We start from the raw sequence: 15,821 nt of genomic DNA on the forward strand, positions 1-15,821 counted from the left end.
TGTGACCAGGCGGAGCCCGCGTTCCGTGCGGTGCGCTCGACGCGGCCCGACATCACCGTCTTCGACCTCAGCCTGCTCGCCGGCGGCCAGGGGATCGACGCGCGCCGGGCCGCCCGGACAGCCCACGCCGAGATGCCCGAAGTCCGGGCGCTGGTGCTGGTCGATCCGCGTCGGCCGGGCTTCGGCAGCCAGCTCGCCGGATTACCGCCGACGATCGGCTTTCTCGCTCATTCCGCGTCGCCCGAGCGGGTCGTCGACGCGGTGCGCCGGCTCGCCCGGGGCGAGACCGTCGTCGACGGTGACCTGCTGGTCGCCGCGCTCAACCCGAAGATGCCGCTGTCCGGCAAGGAGCTACGGGTGTTGGAGGTCGCGGCGCAGGGCCTGCCGGTCAAGGACATCGCCCGCAAGTTGTCGATCTCGCCCGGCACCGTTCGCAACCATCTCTCCCGAGTCATCGCGAAGACCGGCGCCCGCAACCGCATCGAGGCCATCCACCTCGCCAAGGAGGCCGGCTGGATCTGACGGGCCGCCGTCCCCGCCGGCCTCGGTCCAGCACCCGACGAGCTCCCGGTACGCCGCCGATCCGGCAAGCAGCTGCGCGTGGTCGCCCAGCGCCGGACCGGCCCCGTCGAACAGCAGGATCCGCCGCGCTCGCCGGGCCGAGGTCATCCGGTGCGCGATGACGACCAGCGCGCCCGGCCGGCCGGCGAACGCGCGCTCGGCACGGGCCTCGGTCGCCGCGTCGAGGTGGCAGGTCGCTTCGTCCAGGATGGCCAGTCGCGCCGGCGCCAGGTACGCCCGGACCAGCGCGATCAGCTGCCGCTCCCCGGCCGACAGGGCCGCGGGGTCGAGCGGCGCGTGGTAGCCGCCGAGCCGGCCGACCAACGGCCGGGCGCCGAGCGCGTCGACCGCCGCCTCCACCCGGGCGGGCTCCGCGTCCGGCGCGAGATAGCGCAGGTTCTCGCCCACGGTGCCGGTGAAGACGTACGCCTCCTGCGGCAGCAGCACCGGCGCCTCGCCGATCCGCACGGCGCCGGACTGCGGGGTCAGCAGGCCCGCCATGAGCGCGGCGAGCGTCGACTTGCCGATCCCGCTGGCGCCGACGACGGCGAGGTGTTCACCCTCGTCCACGTCCAGGTCGAAGCGGTCCAGGACGGGTTCGGCGGCCGGACCGTACCGGAAGGTCACGCCGCGCATCCGCAGCACGCCGGGCGGCGCCGGCGGCTCGCGACGCACCGCCGGTATCGCCGGGTCCGCGGTGGCGGCCAGCATGCGCGACAGCGTGACGCCGTACCGCAGGCCGCCGCCGGCCAGGCCCTGGACCAGCATGTTCAGGGCCGGCTGCAGGCCCTGCCGGGCGTACACGACGGCGCCCAGCACCGCGCCCGGACCGGCGCCGTGCCGGACCGCCCAGGACGCGCCGGCCAGCAACGCGACGAGCGGCAGCCAGCCGCCGACCGCGAGGCTCACCCGCCGCAGCGCGCCCATCCGGGCCAGCGCCCGCTCGGCCCGCGCCTGCTCGTCGACCGGCTCGCCGACGGTGCGGACCGCCCAGTTGTGGGCGCGGGCGGCGGCGATGTCCCGGTGACCGCGCAGCATCGAGCCGGCGGTGCGGGCGAGCCGCTCGTCGGCGTACACGTAGCGGCGCTGGCGGGCCGCCATGGCCGGCAGCAGGCCGAGGAAGATCACGAGTCCGGCCGCGAGCGGCCCGGCGACGAGGGCGGCCAGCGCCGGGGCCAGCAGCGCGAGGCCGGCGAGCGCGGCCGCACCGCCGAAGACGAAGCCGCGCACGACCGTCAGCAGGCCGGCCAGGGTGTCCCGGACCACCTCGACCTGGTGGGTCAGCCGGGCCACCGCGGCGCCGTCCGGGCGGCCACCGGGCGCCGTGGCCCGGCGCAGGTCGCCGGCGACCACCCGGGCGACGAGGGTGTCGCGGAACGGTTCCACCACGCCGGAGAGGCACCGGTACGCACCCCGGGAGCCGAGGGCGCCGACGACCGCGACCCCGGCGTAGCCGCCCAGCCACGCGAGCCCGACCGCCGGACGGCCGGCGAGGAAGCCGTGGTCGACCGCGCGAGCGGTGGCATATCCGGAGAACAGGGCGGGCAGCGCCTCGGCGAGCGACCAGCCGGCGAGCCGGGCGACGGCGCCGCGGTGCCGCCACAGCTCGACCCGGGTGAACCGGGTGGCGGCGCTCACCGCTCCACTCCGGAGGCGGCGGCGGAGGCGGTGGAGGCATCGGAGGTGGCGGGGGCGCCGGAGGCGGCGGAGGCGGCGGAGGCGGCGGAGGCATCGGAGGTGGCGGGGGCGCCGGAGGCGGCGGAGGCGGCGAAGGTAGCGCGGTAGTCGGGGTCGGCCCAGAGCGTCCGGTGCGGCGCGACCGCCCGCAGCCGGCCGCCGTCCAGCCAGGCGACGAGGTCGGCCCGGGCCGCGGTCGCCCGCCGGTGCGTCACCACCAGCCGGGTTCGGCCGGCGGTGTGCCGGGTCAGCGCGGCGGTGATCCGGGCCTCGGTCACGCTGTCCAGACTGGACGCGGCATCGTCCAGGACGAGCAGGCGACCGCCGCCGTACAGGGCGCGGGCCAGGCCGAGCCGCTGCGCCTCGCCGCCGGACATCGGGGCGTCGGCCAGCGGTGTCCGGTAGCCGCCGGGCAGCCGGCCGATGTAGCCGTCGACCGCCGCCACCGCCGCGGCGGAGATCGCCGTGGCTTCCCCGCCGGGGCGGCCCACCGCGATGGCATCGCCCACGGTGGCGCCGACCAGCGTGGGCCGCTCGAAGCCGTAGCCGACGGCGTCGCCGAGGGCCTCGGCGGCACAGTCACCCAGCGGTACGCCGTCCAGCAGCACCCGTCCGACGTCGGGGTCCCGCAGCCGACCGGCGACCTCGGCGAGCGTCGACTTCCCGGAACCCGAGCGGCCGACCACGGCCAGTGTCGCGCCGCCGGGAACGCTCAGGTCCACGTCATCGAGCACGGTTCGGTCGCCCTCGCGCACGGTGACCCGCTCGAACCGCAGCTCTCCCGGGCCGGCCGGCAACGGCCGGGTGCCGTACCGGGCCGCCGTCTCGGCCAGCACCTCGGCCGCCCGCCCGGCCCCGGAGCGGGCTCGGACCAGGTGGTTCAGGGTGGCGAGCACCGCGCCCAGCCCGGCGCCGAGGGCGGCGTACTGGGTGGCCGCGAGCAGTTCGCCGGGGGTCAGCCGGCCCTCGGCGAGCAGCACACCGCCGGCGGCGATCACGGCGATCTGGGTCAGCGGCGCCACCAGGGCGGTACGACCCGCGGCGGTGGCCAGCGCCGCCCAGGTGCCGGTGCCGTGCGCGCTGAGCTGGGGGCGCAGGCGCAGGACCCGGCGGATCTCCCGGTCGACCGTCCCGGCCGCCGCGATGGTCCGGCTGCCGTCCAGGGCCTCCACCAGGTGCCCGGCGATCGCGCCCTGCACACGCTGGTAGCCGCGGGCCGCGGCGGAGGCGTCCACCGCGAAGCCGCGCAGCAGCAGGCCGAGCAGCAGCAGGCCGAGCACGAAGGCGGCGCCCAGCCAGGGGTCGAGCAGGGTCAGGGCGACGAGGCTGCCGACCGCCGGCACCGCCGAGAACGCGCCGCCGACGACCGCGGCCACGGCCGATCCGGCATCCGCCGACTGACTGGCCAGCCGGGCGACGAGGTCGCCGACCGGGTAGCGGGCGGCGGTGCGGTGCGGCATCGCGAAGACCCGGCGCAGCAGCCGGTGCCGCAATCGGGCGGTGGCGCGGGCGGTGCCGGTGCCGCCCGCCAGTTCGCCGAGGATCTCGGTCGAGGCCGCGACGGCGATCAGGGTCACGGCGGCGGCCGGCCAGCCCGCGGCCGAGCCACCGAGGCCCGGCGCCGCGCCCGGGTCCGCCGTGCCGAGCAAGGCGTCGACGGCCCGGCCGAGCGTCACCGGAAGCAGCAGTTCGGCGGCCGCGCCGGCCAGGCAGGCGGCGCCGAGCAGCGCGGCGTGGCCGCCGGCGTCGCGGACGGCCCGGATCAGCACCCGGCTGGACGGCTGCACAGCGACTCCTTCCCGAGCGGGGTCTGCCCCGCCCCCGGGCGGCTCGTGGCCGTCCGGGAGCGGGGCATGTGGCGTACCGTTCGGTCAGTTACAGGTGGTGACGCTCAGCGAGCTGTCGCCGCAGAGCAGCAGGCTGGCCCGGCTGCCGCCGCCGCCGCCGTTCTTCATCTCAACGTCCATGCCCTGAAGGTCGAGCAGCGTCATGCTCAACACCTCCCCTTTCGTGTTGGTGGATCTGGATGGGTTCTTCTTCTTCCGCGCGCCGGAAGTCGTCGGCCGGTGCCCCGGCGTGGATCTCCGCACCGCGCGCGCGGTGCTCCGGTGCGGAGGTGGTGAGGAACGGCAGCCCGATCCGCGGGTTCTCGGCCATCGCCAGCGCCAGCAGGACGCCGGCCGTGCCGGTCGCGAGGTCCATGGACAGCCGCAGCAGTTGCTCGCCGGGGAAGGCGAACCCGTCCCGGTACGGCAGAGCGTGCCAGGACAGGGCGTCGGCCTGCCGGGCCACCTCGGCGGCGTCGGCCGGGTCGGGGGAGCCGGCGGCCACCCGCGCCGCGAGGTACGCGATGATCCCGGCTCGCCCGGCGAACAGCCCGGACTGGGCGTAGAACGGCGAGGCGGCGGCCCGGCGGATGGCCCGGGAGGCCTCGCTGAAGACGTCGTCGGGGGCGTGTCGCAGGTAGCGGTCGAGGACCAGCCCGATGCCGACGCTGCCGTGCGCCAGGTACGGCATGGTCCGCCAGCCCTCGTTGACCTCCATCCCGCCGTCCTCGCGGACCACGCAGGTGCGCAGATCGCGGCGCAGGGCGCGGGCGGCGAGATCGAGCAGGGCGGGATCGCCGGTGCGCTCGTAGCGGTGCAGGAAGAACAGTGCGGGCCCGGTCGCGCCGCGGGTCAGTCCGGCGTACGGGTGCCGGCCGCCGCTGATCTCCGCCGGTTCGGGTGCGCGATCGAGCCGGTCGGCGAGCAGCCGGGCCACCTCGTCGGCGGCTTCCGCGGCCCGCGGCTCGCCGGTGGCCTCGGCGAAGTAGATCAGGTTCAGGCCGACCCCGGCGAGCCCGCTGACCAGGTCGGTGCCGAGCTCGCGCCACGGTTCGGCGAGGCAGAGCCCGAGCAGCGCGGTCGCCTCGTCGCGGCGGCCGAGCCGATGCAGCGCGTACGCCACCCCGTGCAGCCCGTCGTAGAAGCCGAGCCGGCTGCCGGACGCCGGTTGCCGCACCCGGTCGACCAGCCATTGCTCGTGGTCGGCGCGGCGGCCCGCCCCGCAGATGTCGAGCGACCACAGCACGCCGGCCGCGCCGTACCCCAAACTGAGCCCTCCGCTGTGGAACTGCTCGATGTCGCCGGGGAAGAGCCGGTCGTCGCGCCGGGGTGTCGCGGTGCGCAGGATGCCTTCGGTCAGCCGCCGGCGCAGGCCGGTGAAGTCGTTGCGGTCGAAGTTCAGCGGCTCGGCCGGTGCCGCGTCACCCTGGATCACCCGCACCGCTTCGTCCAGGTAGTCCCGGGGGACACCGAAGCGCTCGGCGATGATCTCGGCGAGGTGTGCCGCCTTGCCCGGCGCGAGTCGCAGCATCGAGGTCAGCGGCAGGAACAGGGCCAGCCGCAGGCAGGCGAGCGCGTACTCGTCGACGGCGAACCCGGTGCGGTCACGTGGCGCGGCGAACGCCTGGTTGCGCAGGGCGGGTGGGCCGGGCTCGCCGACCGGCCGGGCCACCTCGAAGTCGAGCAGGGTGATCCGGTCGTCGTCGCCGACCAGCACGTTGAACAGGTGCAGGTCGCCGTAGACGATGCCGCGCCGGTGGATCTCCCGCACCACCCGCTCCACCTGGGCGTGGATGGAAAGCGCCCAAGCGGTGAAGCCGGCCAGCCGCTCCTCGGAGGCGTCCGCATCGATCAGCGGGTAGCGCCGCACCAGGACCCGGTTCAGCGGCTCGCCGGGGACGTGGTCGAGGACCAGGAACTCATGCTCGCCCAGGGTGAACATGTCGTGCGCGCGGACCACCTGCGGCACGTCGGCCAGCGCGGTCAGCATGTCGTGCTCGCGGCGCAGCCGGGCGATCGCGTCGGCGCCGGTGGCGTCCAGACCGGCGTGCGGGCGGCCCTCCTTGAGGACGACGGCCTGCCCGGTGCGGGTGTCCTTGCCGGCGTAGAGGCCGCCGCCGTTGGAGAAGTGCAGCACGCTTTCGATCGCGTACGGGATCTGAGTGGTACTGACCGCGTTGCGGGCCGCGAGATGGGGCGCGAGGAAGCCGGGCAGCGTCACCCACTCGGGAACGTGGAAGACCGGGTCGCGCCGGTCCGGCAGGAGCGTGCCGTCCGGGTTCGCCAGGGCCGGCACGACCAGGCCCTCGGCGGAGAGGCAGAAACGGTTGGCGAATCCGCCGTACCGGACGTACACCGGGCCGCGCCCGTAGCGCAGGTCGGAGAGGACGTACGGGCCGGGCTCGCCGTCGAGCAGCTCGTCGAGCTCCCGGCAGACCCGCTCCAGCTCGGCGTCGTCGTGCGGGTAGACGGTGATGAACTTCCCGGCGGCGCCGCGGGACGCGTACTTGGCGTTGCGCATCAGCAGCATCTTGGGGCCGCGCAGGAACTTGAAGCCGAGGCCGTGGGCCACGCAGTAGTCCCATACGACGGTCAGGACGCGCTCCGCGTTGTCCAGGCAGGCGGAGACGTGGATCTTCCAGCCCTGCATCGGGAGCGGGTCGCCGACCGGGCTGCAGATCAGCCAGTCGTCCTTGGCCAGGCGCTCCCAGCCGGCGGGTGGTTCCCGCCCGGCTAGGTAGCCGGCGACCTCGGCCCGGGTGTTGGTCAGCGAGTCGTAGAAGAGCGGATCAACCGCGCAGTACGAGTCGTAGCGCTCGTCCATCTGCCCCTCCCGGCGTCGTGCGTGTCCTATGCCGAAGAGGCTGCCCGACCGAAAGGATGAGCTGAAGTGTGTCCGGTCACCCGATGGACCACCGAACCGCCTCGAAACTCATGACAAACCGCAGGTTTAAGCGGGGCTACTGTGGACAAAGGCCCGTCGTCAGCCGGCGCTGTGCTCGGTTGCCCAGGCGCAGATCGCCGCGAGCGGTTCCTGCAGCGTCTTGCCCAGGGCGGTGAGCGCGTACTCGACGTGCTGTGGTGGTGTTTCCTTGAGCACTCGCCGCTGCACCAGGCCGTCAGCCTCCATGTCGCGCAGGGTCTCGGTCAGGACCTTCTGGGTGATCCCGGCGACCCGGCGGCGCAGCTCGGCGTGCCGTTGCGGACCGGCGAGCAGCGCATAGATCAGCAGGACGCGCCATTTCGAGGCGAGCCGCTCGAGCGCCTGCCGCGTCGTGCAGCTCTCCTCCAGCACGTCCGGTATCACCAGCGACATGAGCACACCCCCTCCAAGGGCACCGGAAAGTGCCTTCTGTGCGACGGGCGCCGCGCGACCTAGCGTCAGGCGAAACGATAACGCCGGAGGGGAACGCCGCCGTCATGTACCGCATCCACACCTACACCGCCGCCGAGGCCGGACTGTTGGTCAACAGCTATCTGCTGGAGACGGCCGACGGCGTCGTGCTGATCGACGCGAACCTGCTGCTGTCCGATGTGCGCGCCCTCGCCGCCCGGATCGCGGCGCTGCACAAGCCGCTGCTCGGGGTGTTCGTCACGCACGCACACCCGGACCACTTCAACGGCCTGCCGCTGCTGGCCGGCGACGACGTGCCGGTGTACGCGGCGCACGACGTGGCGGACACGATCGCCCGGATCGCCGACGCGAAACGGGCGCAATGGCAACCGGTGTACGGCGACGAATGGCCCGACCGGCATCGGGTTCCCGACCAGCGCCTGTCCACCGGCGACACCGTGGAACTGGGTGGGCTGCGCTTCCGGCTGCACGCGGTCGGCGCGGCGGAGAGCCACGCCGACTCCTACCTCACGCTCGACGACCGGGCATTCATCGGTGACCTGGCCTTTCATGGCACCCACCCGTACACGGCGGACGGGCACACCGATCGTTGGCTCACCGCGCTGGACGCCCTCACCGAGGAGCTCGACGGCGCCACGCTCTATCCGGGCCACGGCGCGCCCGGGGACGCGGGCATGCTGGCCGAGCAGCGGCGGTACCTCATGATGTACCGCGCGACTATCGGCCGCCTCGCCGCCGGGGCGCCCGCCTTGACCGATGCCCAACGCGAGGAGTTGACCGCCGTGATGACCCGCTTCCTGCCCGGGGCGCCGCTGACCTGGATGATCGGCCTGGGCGCCGACGCCGTCGCCGCGGAGATCGCGGCGTGAGCGCCGAACGCGTCACCTTCACCGCGGACGGCCTCACCCTGGCCGGCCACCTCCGGGTGGCGGCCGCCGGGGCACCCGCCGTCGTCCTGACCGGACCGTTCACCGGGGTCAAGGAACAGGTCGTCGGCACGTACGCGGAACGGTTGCACGACCGCGGCCTGACCACGCTGGCCTTCGACCACCGCGGCTTCGGCGAGAGCGGTGGCCGCCGCGCCCACGAGGACAGCCAGGGCAAGCTCGCCGACCTGCGCGCGGGAGTCGGCCTGCTCGCCGACCACCCGGCCGTCGACCCCACCCGCCTCGCCGCCGTCGGCGTCTGTCTCGGCGGCGGCTACGCCGTCCGGGCGGCCGCCGCCGACCCGAGGATCCGCGCCGTCGTCGGCATCGCCGGCGCCTACAACAGCCCCGCACGGTTCAGCGCGGCCGGCCCCGACGGCTACCGGCGGTCGCTGAGCTCCTTCATCGAACGGTACGACGAGGAACTGCCGGCGGTCGCCCCCGGCGGTGCGACCGCGGCGATGGCCGGCGACGAGCCGTTCGCCTACTACGGCACGGCCCGGTCCACGGCCGAGCACTGGGAGAACCGGGTCACGTACGGCTCGCTGCACGCCCTCATGACCTTCGACGCGCTCGGCGCGGCCCCGCTGCTCGCCGCCACCCCGCTCCTGGTCGTGCACGGCCGCACCGACGCCTACTGCGCGCCCGAACTCGCCGAGGCGCTCTACAACCAGGCGACGGGACCGAAGGAGATCCGCTGGCTCGACGCCGAGCAGCACATCGACCTCTACGACGTCGAGCCGTACGTCACCGAGGCCGCCGACGCCGCCGCCACCTTCCTGCACCACCACCTGGCGGCCACCTTGCACTGAGGTTCTCCGCGAGGACAGAATCGTGCGCGTGGCGAACACTGTGGACGATCTCCTCCACGGAGTCCAGCGCCTCGGCGAACGGATTCGTGACCGGGCCGCAGAGACCGAGGCCGTACGCCGGGTGCCGCCGGAGATCGTGGACGAGCTCGCCGCTCTCGGGGTCTTCCGGATGCTCGCCCCCGGCGGCCGAGCCGACCCGGTCACCTTCGTCCGGGTGTGTGAGGAACTCGGGTACGCCGACGGATCGACCGGCTGGGTCGCCATGATCGCCGGCGCCACCAGCGTCGCGTTGCGTTATCTCACCCCGCAGGTCGTCGCGGCGATGCTGGCCGATCCCCGGTTCTGCATCGCGGGCGTCGCCGCGCCGTTCGGCCTGGCCACGCCGGTGGACGGGGGCTATCGGGTACGCGGGAGGTGGCCGTTCGCGAGCGGCTGCGAGCACGCCACCTGGCTGGTCGGCGGCTGCCGGGTCGCGGAGGGCCCGCACGCGGTGCTGATGATGATCATGCCGGCCGGGACGATGACCATCCACGACACCTGGGACGTGGCCGGTCTGCGCGGCACCGGCAGCCACGACATCGAGGCGGCCGACCTGTTCGTGCCGCAGGAGCACAGTTTCTCGCTCGCCGACCCGCGCGACGGTTTCCCGGTCTTCGCCCAGCTGGCCGTGGGCATCGGCGCCGTGCCGCTCGGCATCGCCCGGGCCGCGATCGGCGAGTTCACCGCACTCGCCCGAGCCAAGCACGACCCGATGACCGGCCGGTCCCTGGCCGGCAAGGGGTGGGCCAGGGCCGCGGTCGCCGAGGCCGAGGCCCTGCGCGCGTCGGCGCTGGCCTATCTGCTGGCCGAGGCGGCCGCGCCCGACCCGCGCGGCGTCGACGGTGTGGCCCGGCTACGCCTGGCCATCGCGACTGCCAACCGCAACGCCGCCCGAGCGGTGGATCTCGTGTACGACGCCGCCGGCGGGACGTCGCTCTACGCGTCCAGCCCGCTGCAGCGCCACTTCCGGGACGTGCACGCCGCCACCCAGCACGCCATGATCGGCCCGGACGTCCGCGAGACGATCGGCGCCGTCCTGCTCGGCGAGGACGTCAACACCACCCGCCTCTGACCCCCGCGGCTCGTTGGGTCGCCCAGCGGTCACATCCTCGCCGACGCCTGCACTCGGCATGATCTGTCGGGAAGCGCGATGGGTTTGCTCCATCCGACCGCCGCACCTCATGCTCCGGCCATTCGCCGTTCACCTGTCGCGGATTGGTTGCGGGGATGCACCTGGATCATTTCCGCGCCCGCAGGCGGGCGACAGTCATCGGCGGTACCGCCGCCGTCATAGTTCTGGCCTCGGTCGGTACCGCCTGGGCTGACCCGTTCGGCTGGTGGGTCGCCAAGCCGCACCCGTTCGCGGTGACGGCCGACATCGTTGGCGTCGCCGGCAATGTGCTGGCCAACGACTACGGCGCGACCGCGGTGGTTCGCCACACCGGCCTGGACACCCCGTCCGCCGGCGGCCTGGTGGTACACGCCGACGGCTCGTACACCTTCACCCCGGCGGTCCCCGGCAGCCACGGCACGGTGCACTTCGGCTACACCGCCACCGACGCCGTCACCGTCTACCCCGGCGCGGTACCGGGCGGCGACCAGATCCCGCCGCTGGGCGGGCTGGAAGGACCGAACGGCAGTACCGTGCAGATCTCCGGCGGCGGCTACGGCTCCTCCTTCGTCGCGGTGCCCGGCCGGCCCGGCTGGTTCGCCGGGGTCACCGACCGCGGCCCGAACGCCGACGACGACGGCCCGACCGGCCAGAAGGCCTTCGCCGATCCCACCTTCAACCCGAAGATCGGGCTGTTCCGGCTGGTGGGCGGTAAGGCCGTGGTGCAGCGGACGATCGCGCTCAAGGCGCCGGACGGCACCCCCTACAACGGCCTGCCGAACCCGGTCACCAAGACCGCGGCGAGCGCCGAGAAGACCGAGGACCTGTACGGCACGTACCTCGACCCGGCGCAGCCGTACCCGGTGCCCGGCAGCAGCCCGGCGGTGACCCTCGACCCGCGCAACGGCTACGACTCCGAGGGCCTGGTCGCGCTGGCCGACGGCAGCTTCTGGGTCTCCGACGAGTACGGCCCGTTCATCACCCACTTCGACCGCAACGGCACGGAGATCGAGCGGCTGTCGCCGTGGGGCGCCGACGCCGGCCACCACGTCGACACCGCGCACCCGCTGCCCGCCGAGCTGACCCTGCGCACCAAGAACAAGGGCATGGAGGGGCTCACCGTCACACCGGACGGGCGGACCCTGGTCGGCATCATGCAGTCGGCGCTGTCCGTGCCCGACTACGGCACCGACGCCAAGGGCAAGACCGTCAAGCCGGGCAACGTGTCGCCGGTGCGGATCGTCACGGTCGACCTGCGGACCAAAACCATTCACGAGTACGTGTACCTGCTCACCAACCCGGCCACCACGTCGGGCGCGGTCAGTGAGATCACCGCGCTGTCGGCCACGAAGTTCCTGGTCGACGAGCGGGACGGCCTGCAGGGCGAGCCGGGCCAGGCGGCCGTCAAGAACCTGTACGAGATCGACCTGACCGGCGCGACCGACGTCACCGGCAGCGGCGGCCCGCTCGGGTACACCGTGGGTGGTAGGTCGATCGACGCGTACGTCGGCGACGCACCCACCGCGAAGGCCGGGCTGCTGCTGTCCCAGGCCGGCATCGTCCCGGTCAGCAAGACCCCGTACCTGGAGCTCGGTACCGTGCTGAACCAGCTCGACCCGTCGGGCGCGTTCTTCGGCCACGACAAGATCGAGGGCATCACGGCCGCCGACGGCGGCCGCGTGCTGTACCTCGCCAACGACAGCGACTTCGGCATCGACCACCTGCTCGGCCAGAACGAGGCGGCCTGCGAGGCCTCCGGGCTGTCCGACACCACCGCCTGTACGCCGGTGCGGTCCGCGACCACCGGACGGTTCCTGCTCCACCAGAAGACGCTGGACGCCGCCGGCGTGGTGGACGACGGCGAGGTGCTCCGGGTCGACATGTCGAGGCTCCCGGTGGTGCTCGGCAGCGCCACGGTCACCATCCGATACTGATCGACCGCGACGGCCCGCCCTCCCGGGGCGGGCCGGCTTTGGCGCAGATACACCGGTGCGGCCACGACGACGACGGCCTGTGGATCCGGTGGGTCCCACCGGGCGGCGGCGGTGGCGAGGTGCACGCGTCCGCATTCCAACACGGGCATCGTGCTCTCGAATACTTCCGCCGCCCGGCAAAGACCGCGGCGGCCAGACTGGAGACGATCCGCAAGCAACGGCGGAAGCGCCGATGACTAATGGGTGTCATCATGGGCGATGTGCCGGAACTTGACAGGCTGATTCGCTTTCTCGGCGAGTTCGACACCGCCGCCGTACGAGACGGATCTGTCGGCAACTATGCGGGCAGCCTCAAGACCGTTCCGGTGATGGTCTCGGTTGCGGGTGCCACGCTTCGGATCTCTACCTCTCTGTACCGGGACTTCATGCCGGCTTGCCCGCCGGGTGGCCGGCCGCTGATCGCCGGCGTCACGGTGGTGGCCGATCCGCCGTCGGTGGTGCCGCCGCTGACACGGGCGACCCGGCTCGCGGTCGTCCACGGCCCGATGATCTGGACGTCCCCGGTCGCGGAGGACCAAGGTCGGATGCGAGATCCGTCCCAGTTCACGGTTGTCGCGCGGGGTGGGCCGAAGTGGGGACCCGGCATCGTCGTGGACGTCGTTCTCGAGGTTCGTGACCGCGACCGCCGCCCATACCTGGTTCGCGCCGCCGATCAACCCATTGGCCGTACGGATTGACCACGCGCTCGTTTTCGCGGCGGCCGGGCTCCCGCGGCAATATCCTGTCCCTCGACCCTCCCGCCGGGGATGGACGATCTGCGGAGCGGAAGTGGTTGAGATGTGGAAAAAGACGTGGCGGGCCGTCGGTGCCTGGCCCGGTTTCACCCCGGTGGCCCGCAGCCTGGTCGGCCTCGACCGGTGGCTCGGCCGGCTGACCCGCGGCCGGGTGGTGGCTCTGGGCATGGCCCCATCGCTCATGCTGACGACCACCGGGCGCCGTTCCGGACAACCCCGAAGCAACCCCCTGCAATACGTACGCGACGGCGACGACCTGATCGTCATCGCCTCCAACTGGGGCGGGACGAACGACCCCGGCTGGGCTTGGAACCTGCGCTCCGACGCGAACGCCCGGGTGCTGCTGGGCGGGCGCGACCTACCGGTGAAGGCGCACGAGACCCACGGCGCCGACCGCGACCGCCTCTGGCAACTGATCGTCGACCAGTGGCCGGGATACCAGAACTACCGGACCCGCGCGTCGCACCGCCGGCTGCCCATATTCCGCCTCACCCCGACCCCGTAAATGTGTTTGCCGGTGCCGGATGCGTGTCCTACCGTTGTGATCAGCACCAAGGCAACACCCGCGCCGGGACCGGGCGGCTTCTTCATATCCACCGCCCTTCCGCCCACCACGACTCGACCCAGGAGCACTCCGATGAATCGCCGGCAAGCCGTCACCGAGCCGCAGCATCCGCTGTCGGCCGTGGCTGCCTGCGCGTATCGGACGACCCGATGGGTCTCCGAAGACCAGCACAGCAAGCCCGCACAACGGGAGGCCCCACCCAGCGCCTGAGCCCCGCGCCCAGCGCCCAGGCCGCCTCCCGTACCCGGGAAGGCGGTCTTTCGCATTTCCGGCCAACTTCGTAGGGGTGTGGCGCAACCGGAAGCGCAGCGGCCTCCAAATCCGAAAGTTGCAGGTTCGAGTCCTGTCACCCCTGCTTCGTCCCCCGCAGAACGCCTGCGGGCATGGACGCGTCGAGACCCGCGAGGGCCTCGGACTTGAGAACTCCACAGTGGAAATGGCATGAGATCAGGGCCCGCCGGCGCCACACCGACGGCGGCCCATTCCCTCGTCGTCTAATGGCAGGACGCGGCGCTCTGGACGCCGAGGTTGAGGTTCGAGTCCTTGCGAGGGAGCGGCGGAGGCTGGACAGCCACCGCATGCCGCCGTAGCTCAGGGGGAGAGCATCCGATTGTCGATCGGAGGGCCGTGGGTTCGACTCCCGCCGGTGGCGCTTCGCGGAAACGTGGCCGAGTGGTCTATGGCGCTGTCCTGCTAAGGCAGAGCGGGCCGGTCCCGCCGAGGGTTCGAATCCCTCCGTTTCCGCCACCCTGGTGTAGCTCAGTCGGTCAGAGCGCCGCCCTGATAAGGCGGAGGCCCGCGGTTCGATTCCGTGCGCCAGGACGTGCTCGGCACCCGAACGGGTTCGGTCGCCCGACGTGGACGCCGGCATCGGGACGTGGCGCAGTCGGTAGCGCGCCGGTCTGGGGGACCGGAGGTCGCCAGTTCGAACCTGGTCGTCCCGACTCAACTGGGTATGGCGCAGCTTGGTAGCGCGCCGCGTTCGGGACGCGGAGGCCGCCGGTTCGAATCCGGCTACCCAGACTTGGTACCACCCTGGAGACGCCAGCCGATGGGCGCCGGCCGCGGTCCCGAAAACCGTTGGGGGTCACTCCCGTGGGCGTTCGACTCGCCCCGTCTCCGCCACGCGCCGGTAGCTCTGAGGCCGGCCCCGCCCGGCTAGCTCAGCGGAACGAGCGCCCCGCTCACACCGGGGAGGCCCGCGGTTCGATCCCGCGGCCGGGTACTGCGGTCGTAGCTCAACGGTAGAGCGCCAGGTTGTGGCCCTGGAGGCGGCGGTTCAACTCCGCTCGATCGCCCCGCGGGAGCGCCGACGTCGGAGAGTCGGGCCTGCCTGTAAAGCAGGTGCAACGCTGAGTGGGTTCGAATCCCACCTCCCGCACCACACCCTCGTAGCGCAGCGGATAGCGCGCCAGATTCCGAATCTGGAGGCCGGCGGTTCGAATCCGTCCGAGGGTACGCACGGCCATGGTGGGTTCCTGGTGGAGCCGCCCGCCTGCAAAGCGGGTCACGACCACGTCACCGGTTCGATTCCGGCCATGGTCTCCACGTCTCATGCCATTTCCGCTGCGGAGTCCTCGTCCGGTCAGCAGGTGCGGTAGGTGAGGTGGTACGTGCTGGCGACCTCGCTGTCGGTGGAATCCATGGTGATCATGCTGGTGGGTGCGTCGGCCCGGTCCGCCCTCGCCTGGAGCTCGGTATCGATGTCGACCTTGCGGCCGGCACCGCACGGGCTGAACACGAGGCCGCTTCCCGCGGAGTCGGTGACCTGCCAGTCGTCGTCGAGGCCGCCGGCGAAGGAGTGCACGGTATAGGTTGGCGCGCCGGAGCCCTGGAAGTGGTAGCGCGCGGAGAGGGTGGCCGAGGCGGCCGGTTCGAGGTGGGCAAATCCGCGGTAGTCCACGGCGGTGATGGCGTACTGCGTGGTTGCCGGGACATTGAGCCGGACGGTGAGGCTGCAGGCACGGCGTTGATCCTTGTTTCCCGTGCCGGCGCCGGCTTGAGCGACGTAGGCGCTGTACGTCACCGTGAACGCCTCCTTGTCGGGCGACAGCGCGACCGCGACCGTGTCGGCCCGGCAGCCGGTGCCGTTCACCGTCAGCTTCTCGATCGTGACCCGGTCGTCGGCGGAGCCGGTCGCCGGCGTCATCGTCGTGACGGAAAGAAGTAGTGCGGCGGTCACTGGCATTCCCAGCACGCAAGCCTCCAAGACTGGCCGGAT

At 72.9% G+C, this 15,821-nt stretch carries 12 protein-coding genes, 13 tRNA genes and 1 pseudogene; 20 read left to right on the plus strand and 6 right to left on the minus strand.

Features of this window, described 5'->3' with window-relative positions; translation table 11 throughout:
* Nucleotides 1–132: 132 nt before the first annotated feature.
* Nucleotides 133–441, plus strand: a pseudogene (locus ODJ79_RS47035) (helix-turn-helix transcriptional regulator); the annotation flags it as partial.
* Here the strand turns inward: ODJ79_RS47035 and ODJ79_RS47040 are convergent.
* From ODJ79_RS47040 to ODJ79_RS27400, 5 genes are all read right to left on the minus strand, one after another.
* A complete protein-coding gene (locus tag ODJ79_RS47040; RefSeq protein ID WP_317620707.1) occupies nucleotides 352–2,199 on the minus strand; it encodes an ABC transporter ATP-binding protein in 1,848 nt (615 codons plus the stop codon). The pseudogene ODJ79_RS47035 and the gene ODJ79_RS47040 overlap by 90 nt on opposite strands.
* Nucleotides 2,196–4,025 (minus strand): ABC transporter ATP-binding protein, encoded by a 1,830-nt coding sequence (locus tag ODJ79_RS27385; RefSeq protein WP_263026470.1) that lies wholly within the window; start codon nucleotides 4,023–4,025, stop codon nucleotides 2,196–2,198. The genes ODJ79_RS47040 and ODJ79_RS27385 overlap by 4 nt, the downstream gene beginning before the upstream one ends.
* An 84-nt stretch (nucleotides 4,026–4,109) precedes the next feature.
* Entirely contained in the window at nucleotides 4,110–4,205 is a 96-nt protein-coding gene (locus ODJ79_RS27390; protein ID WP_263026471.1) for a SapB/AmfS family lanthipeptide, read from the minus strand.
* A complete protein-coding gene (lanKC, locus tag ODJ79_RS27395; RefSeq protein ID WP_263026472.1) occupies nucleotides 4,195–6,888 on the minus strand; it encodes a class III lanthionine synthetase LanKC in 2,694 nt (897 codons plus the stop codon). Before lanKC ends, ODJ79_RS27390 begins: the two co-directional genes overlap by 11 nt.
* 159 nt (nucleotides 6,889–7,047) lie before the next feature.
* Nucleotides 7,048–7,380, minus strand: a complete 333-nt coding sequence (locus ODJ79_RS27400; RefSeq protein ID WP_263026473.1) for a winged helix-turn-helix transcriptional regulator — start codon at nucleotides 7,378–7,380, stop codon at nucleotides 7,048–7,050.
* A 104-nt stretch (nucleotides 7,381–7,484) separates the two neighbouring features.
* Here ODJ79_RS27400 and ODJ79_RS27405 point away from each other — a divergent pair, with 104 nt between their 5' ends.
* From ODJ79_RS27405 to ODJ79_RS27495, 19 genes are all read left to right on the plus strand, one after another.
* Nucleotides 7,485–8,288, plus strand: coding sequence for an MBL fold metallo-hydrolase (locus ODJ79_RS27405; RefSeq protein ID WP_263026474.1), 804 nt, complete (start codon nucleotides 7,485–7,487; stop codon nucleotides 8,286–8,288).
* The gene (locus ODJ79_RS27410) at nucleotides 8,285–9,157 is read left to right on the plus strand and encodes an alpha/beta hydrolase (RefSeq protein WP_263026475.1); all 873 of its coding nucleotides are present in this window, start codon (nucleotides 8,285–8,287) and stop codon (nucleotides 9,155–9,157) included. The genes ODJ79_RS27405 and ODJ79_RS27410 overlap by 4 nt, the downstream gene beginning before the upstream one ends.
* 28 nt (nucleotides 9,158–9,185) lie before the next feature.
* On the plus strand, nucleotides 9,186–10,268 hold the full coding sequence (locus ODJ79_RS27415) for an acyl-CoA dehydrogenase family protein (RefSeq protein ID WP_263026476.1): 1,083 nt from the start codon (nucleotides 9,186–9,188) through the stop codon (nucleotides 10,266–10,268).
* Between the two features lie 155 nt (nucleotides 10,269–10,423).
* Nucleotides 10,424–12,241, plus strand: coding sequence for an esterase-like activity of phytase family protein (locus tag ODJ79_RS27420; protein ID WP_263026477.1), 1,818 nt, complete (start codon nucleotides 10,424–10,426; stop codon nucleotides 12,239–12,241).
* Between the two features lie 251 nt (nucleotides 12,242–12,492).
* Entirely contained in the window at nucleotides 12,493–12,978 is a 486-nt protein-coding gene (locus tag ODJ79_RS27425; protein ID WP_263026478.1) for a hypothetical protein, read from the plus strand.
* A 100-nt stretch (nucleotides 12,979–13,078) separates the two neighbouring features.
* Complete coding sequence (locus ODJ79_RS27430) at nucleotides 13,079–13,540, plus strand: nitroreductase family deazaflavin-dependent oxidoreductase (protein ID WP_263026479.1); 462 nt, start codon at nucleotides 13,079–13,081, stop codon at nucleotides 13,538–13,540.
* 342 nt (nucleotides 13,541–13,882) lie between these two features.
* A tRNA-Trp gene (locus tag ODJ79_RS27435) sits at nucleotides 13,883–13,955 on the plus strand.
* 128 nt (nucleotides 13,956–14,083) lie between these two features.
* Nucleotides 14,084–14,154: transfer RNA gene (locus tag ODJ79_RS27440), tRNA-Gln, on the plus strand.
* Between the two features lie 26 nt (nucleotides 14,155–14,180).
* Nucleotides 14,181–14,252, plus strand: a tRNA-Asp gene (locus ODJ79_RS27445).
* Nucleotides 14,253–14,258: 6 nt separating this feature from the next.
* Nucleotides 14,259–14,347, plus strand: a tRNA-Ser gene (locus ODJ79_RS27450).
* A 1-nt stretch (nucleotide 14,348) separates the two neighbouring features.
* A tRNA-Ile gene (locus tag ODJ79_RS27455) sits at nucleotides 14,349–14,422 on the plus strand.
* 49 nt (nucleotides 14,423–14,471) lie between these two features.
* Nucleotides 14,472–14,544, plus strand: a tRNA-Pro gene (locus ODJ79_RS27460).
* A 5-nt stretch (nucleotides 14,545–14,549) separates the two neighbouring features.
* Nucleotides 14,550–14,623, plus strand: a tRNA-Pro gene (locus ODJ79_RS27465).
* 14 nt (nucleotides 14,624–14,637) lie between these two features.
* A tRNA-Ser gene (locus ODJ79_RS27470) sits at nucleotides 14,638–14,725 on the plus strand.
* 27 nt (nucleotides 14,726–14,752) lie between these two features.
* Nucleotides 14,753–14,825: transfer RNA gene (locus ODJ79_RS27475), tRNA-Val, on the plus strand.
* Nucleotides 14,826–14,827: 2 nt separating this feature from the next.
* A tRNA-His gene (locus tag ODJ79_RS27480) sits at nucleotides 14,828–14,898 on the plus strand.
* A 2-nt stretch (nucleotides 14,899–14,900) separates the two neighbouring features.
* Nucleotides 14,901–14,984 (plus strand) — tRNA-Tyr (locus ODJ79_RS27485).
* 1 nt (nucleotide 14,985) lies between these two features.
* Nucleotides 14,986–15,058, plus strand: a tRNA-Arg gene (locus ODJ79_RS27490).
* Between the two features lie 5 nt (nucleotides 15,059–15,063).
* A tRNA-Cys gene (locus ODJ79_RS27495) sits at nucleotides 15,064–15,148 on the plus strand.
* A gap of 37 nt (nucleotides 15,149–15,185) precedes the next feature.
* On the opposite strand, the gene ODJ79_RS27500 is transcribed toward ODJ79_RS27495, so the two are convergent.
* The gene (locus ODJ79_RS27500; RefSeq protein WP_263026565.1) at nucleotides 15,186–15,788 is read right to left on the minus strand and encodes a DUF4360 domain-containing protein; all 603 of its coding nucleotides are present in this window, start codon (nucleotides 15,786–15,788) and stop codon (nucleotides 15,186–15,188) included.
* Between the last annotated feature and the right edge of the window lie 33 nt (nucleotides 15,789–15,821).

Source organism: Actinoplanes sp. KI2 (assembly GCF_025630775.1).
Lineage (GTDB): Bacteria > Actinomycetota > Actinomycetes > Mycobacteriales > Micromonosporaceae > Actinoplanes.

Excerpts from the sequence above, each read along its gene's own strand:
- ODJ79_RS27425 (WP_263026478.1), top strand. The coding sequence starts at position 12,493 with ATGGGCGATGTGCCGGAACTTGACAGGCTGATTCGCTTTCTCGGCGAG.
- ODJ79_RS27390 (WP_263026471.1), bottom strand. The coding sequence starts at position 4,205 with ATGGACGTTGAGATGAAGAACGGCGGCGGCGGCGGCAGCCGGGCCAGC.
- ODJ79_RS27405 (WP_263026474.1), top strand. The coding sequence starts at position 7,485 with ATGTACCGCATCCACACCTACACCGCCGCCGAGGCCGGACTGTTGGTC.
- ODJ79_RS27400 (WP_263026473.1), bottom strand. The coding sequence starts at position 7,380 with ATGTCGCTGGTGATACCGGACGTGCTGGAGGAGAGCTGCACGACGCGG.
- lanKC (WP_263026472.1), bottom strand. The coding sequence starts at position 6,888 with ATGGACGAGCGCTACGACTCGTACTGCGCGGTTGATCCGCTCTTCTAC.
- ODJ79_RS27430 (WP_263026479.1), top strand. The coding sequence starts at position 13,079 with ATGTGGAAAAAGACGTGGCGGGCCGTCGGTGCCTGGCCCGGTTTCACC.
- ODJ79_RS27420 (WP_263026477.1), top strand. The coding sequence starts at position 10,424 with ATGCACCTGGATCATTTCCGCGCCCGCAGGCGGGCGACAGTCATCGGC.
- ODJ79_RS27500 (WP_263026565.1), bottom strand. The coding sequence starts at position 15,788 with ATGCCAGTGACCGCCGCACTACTTCTTTCCGTCACGACGATGACGCCG.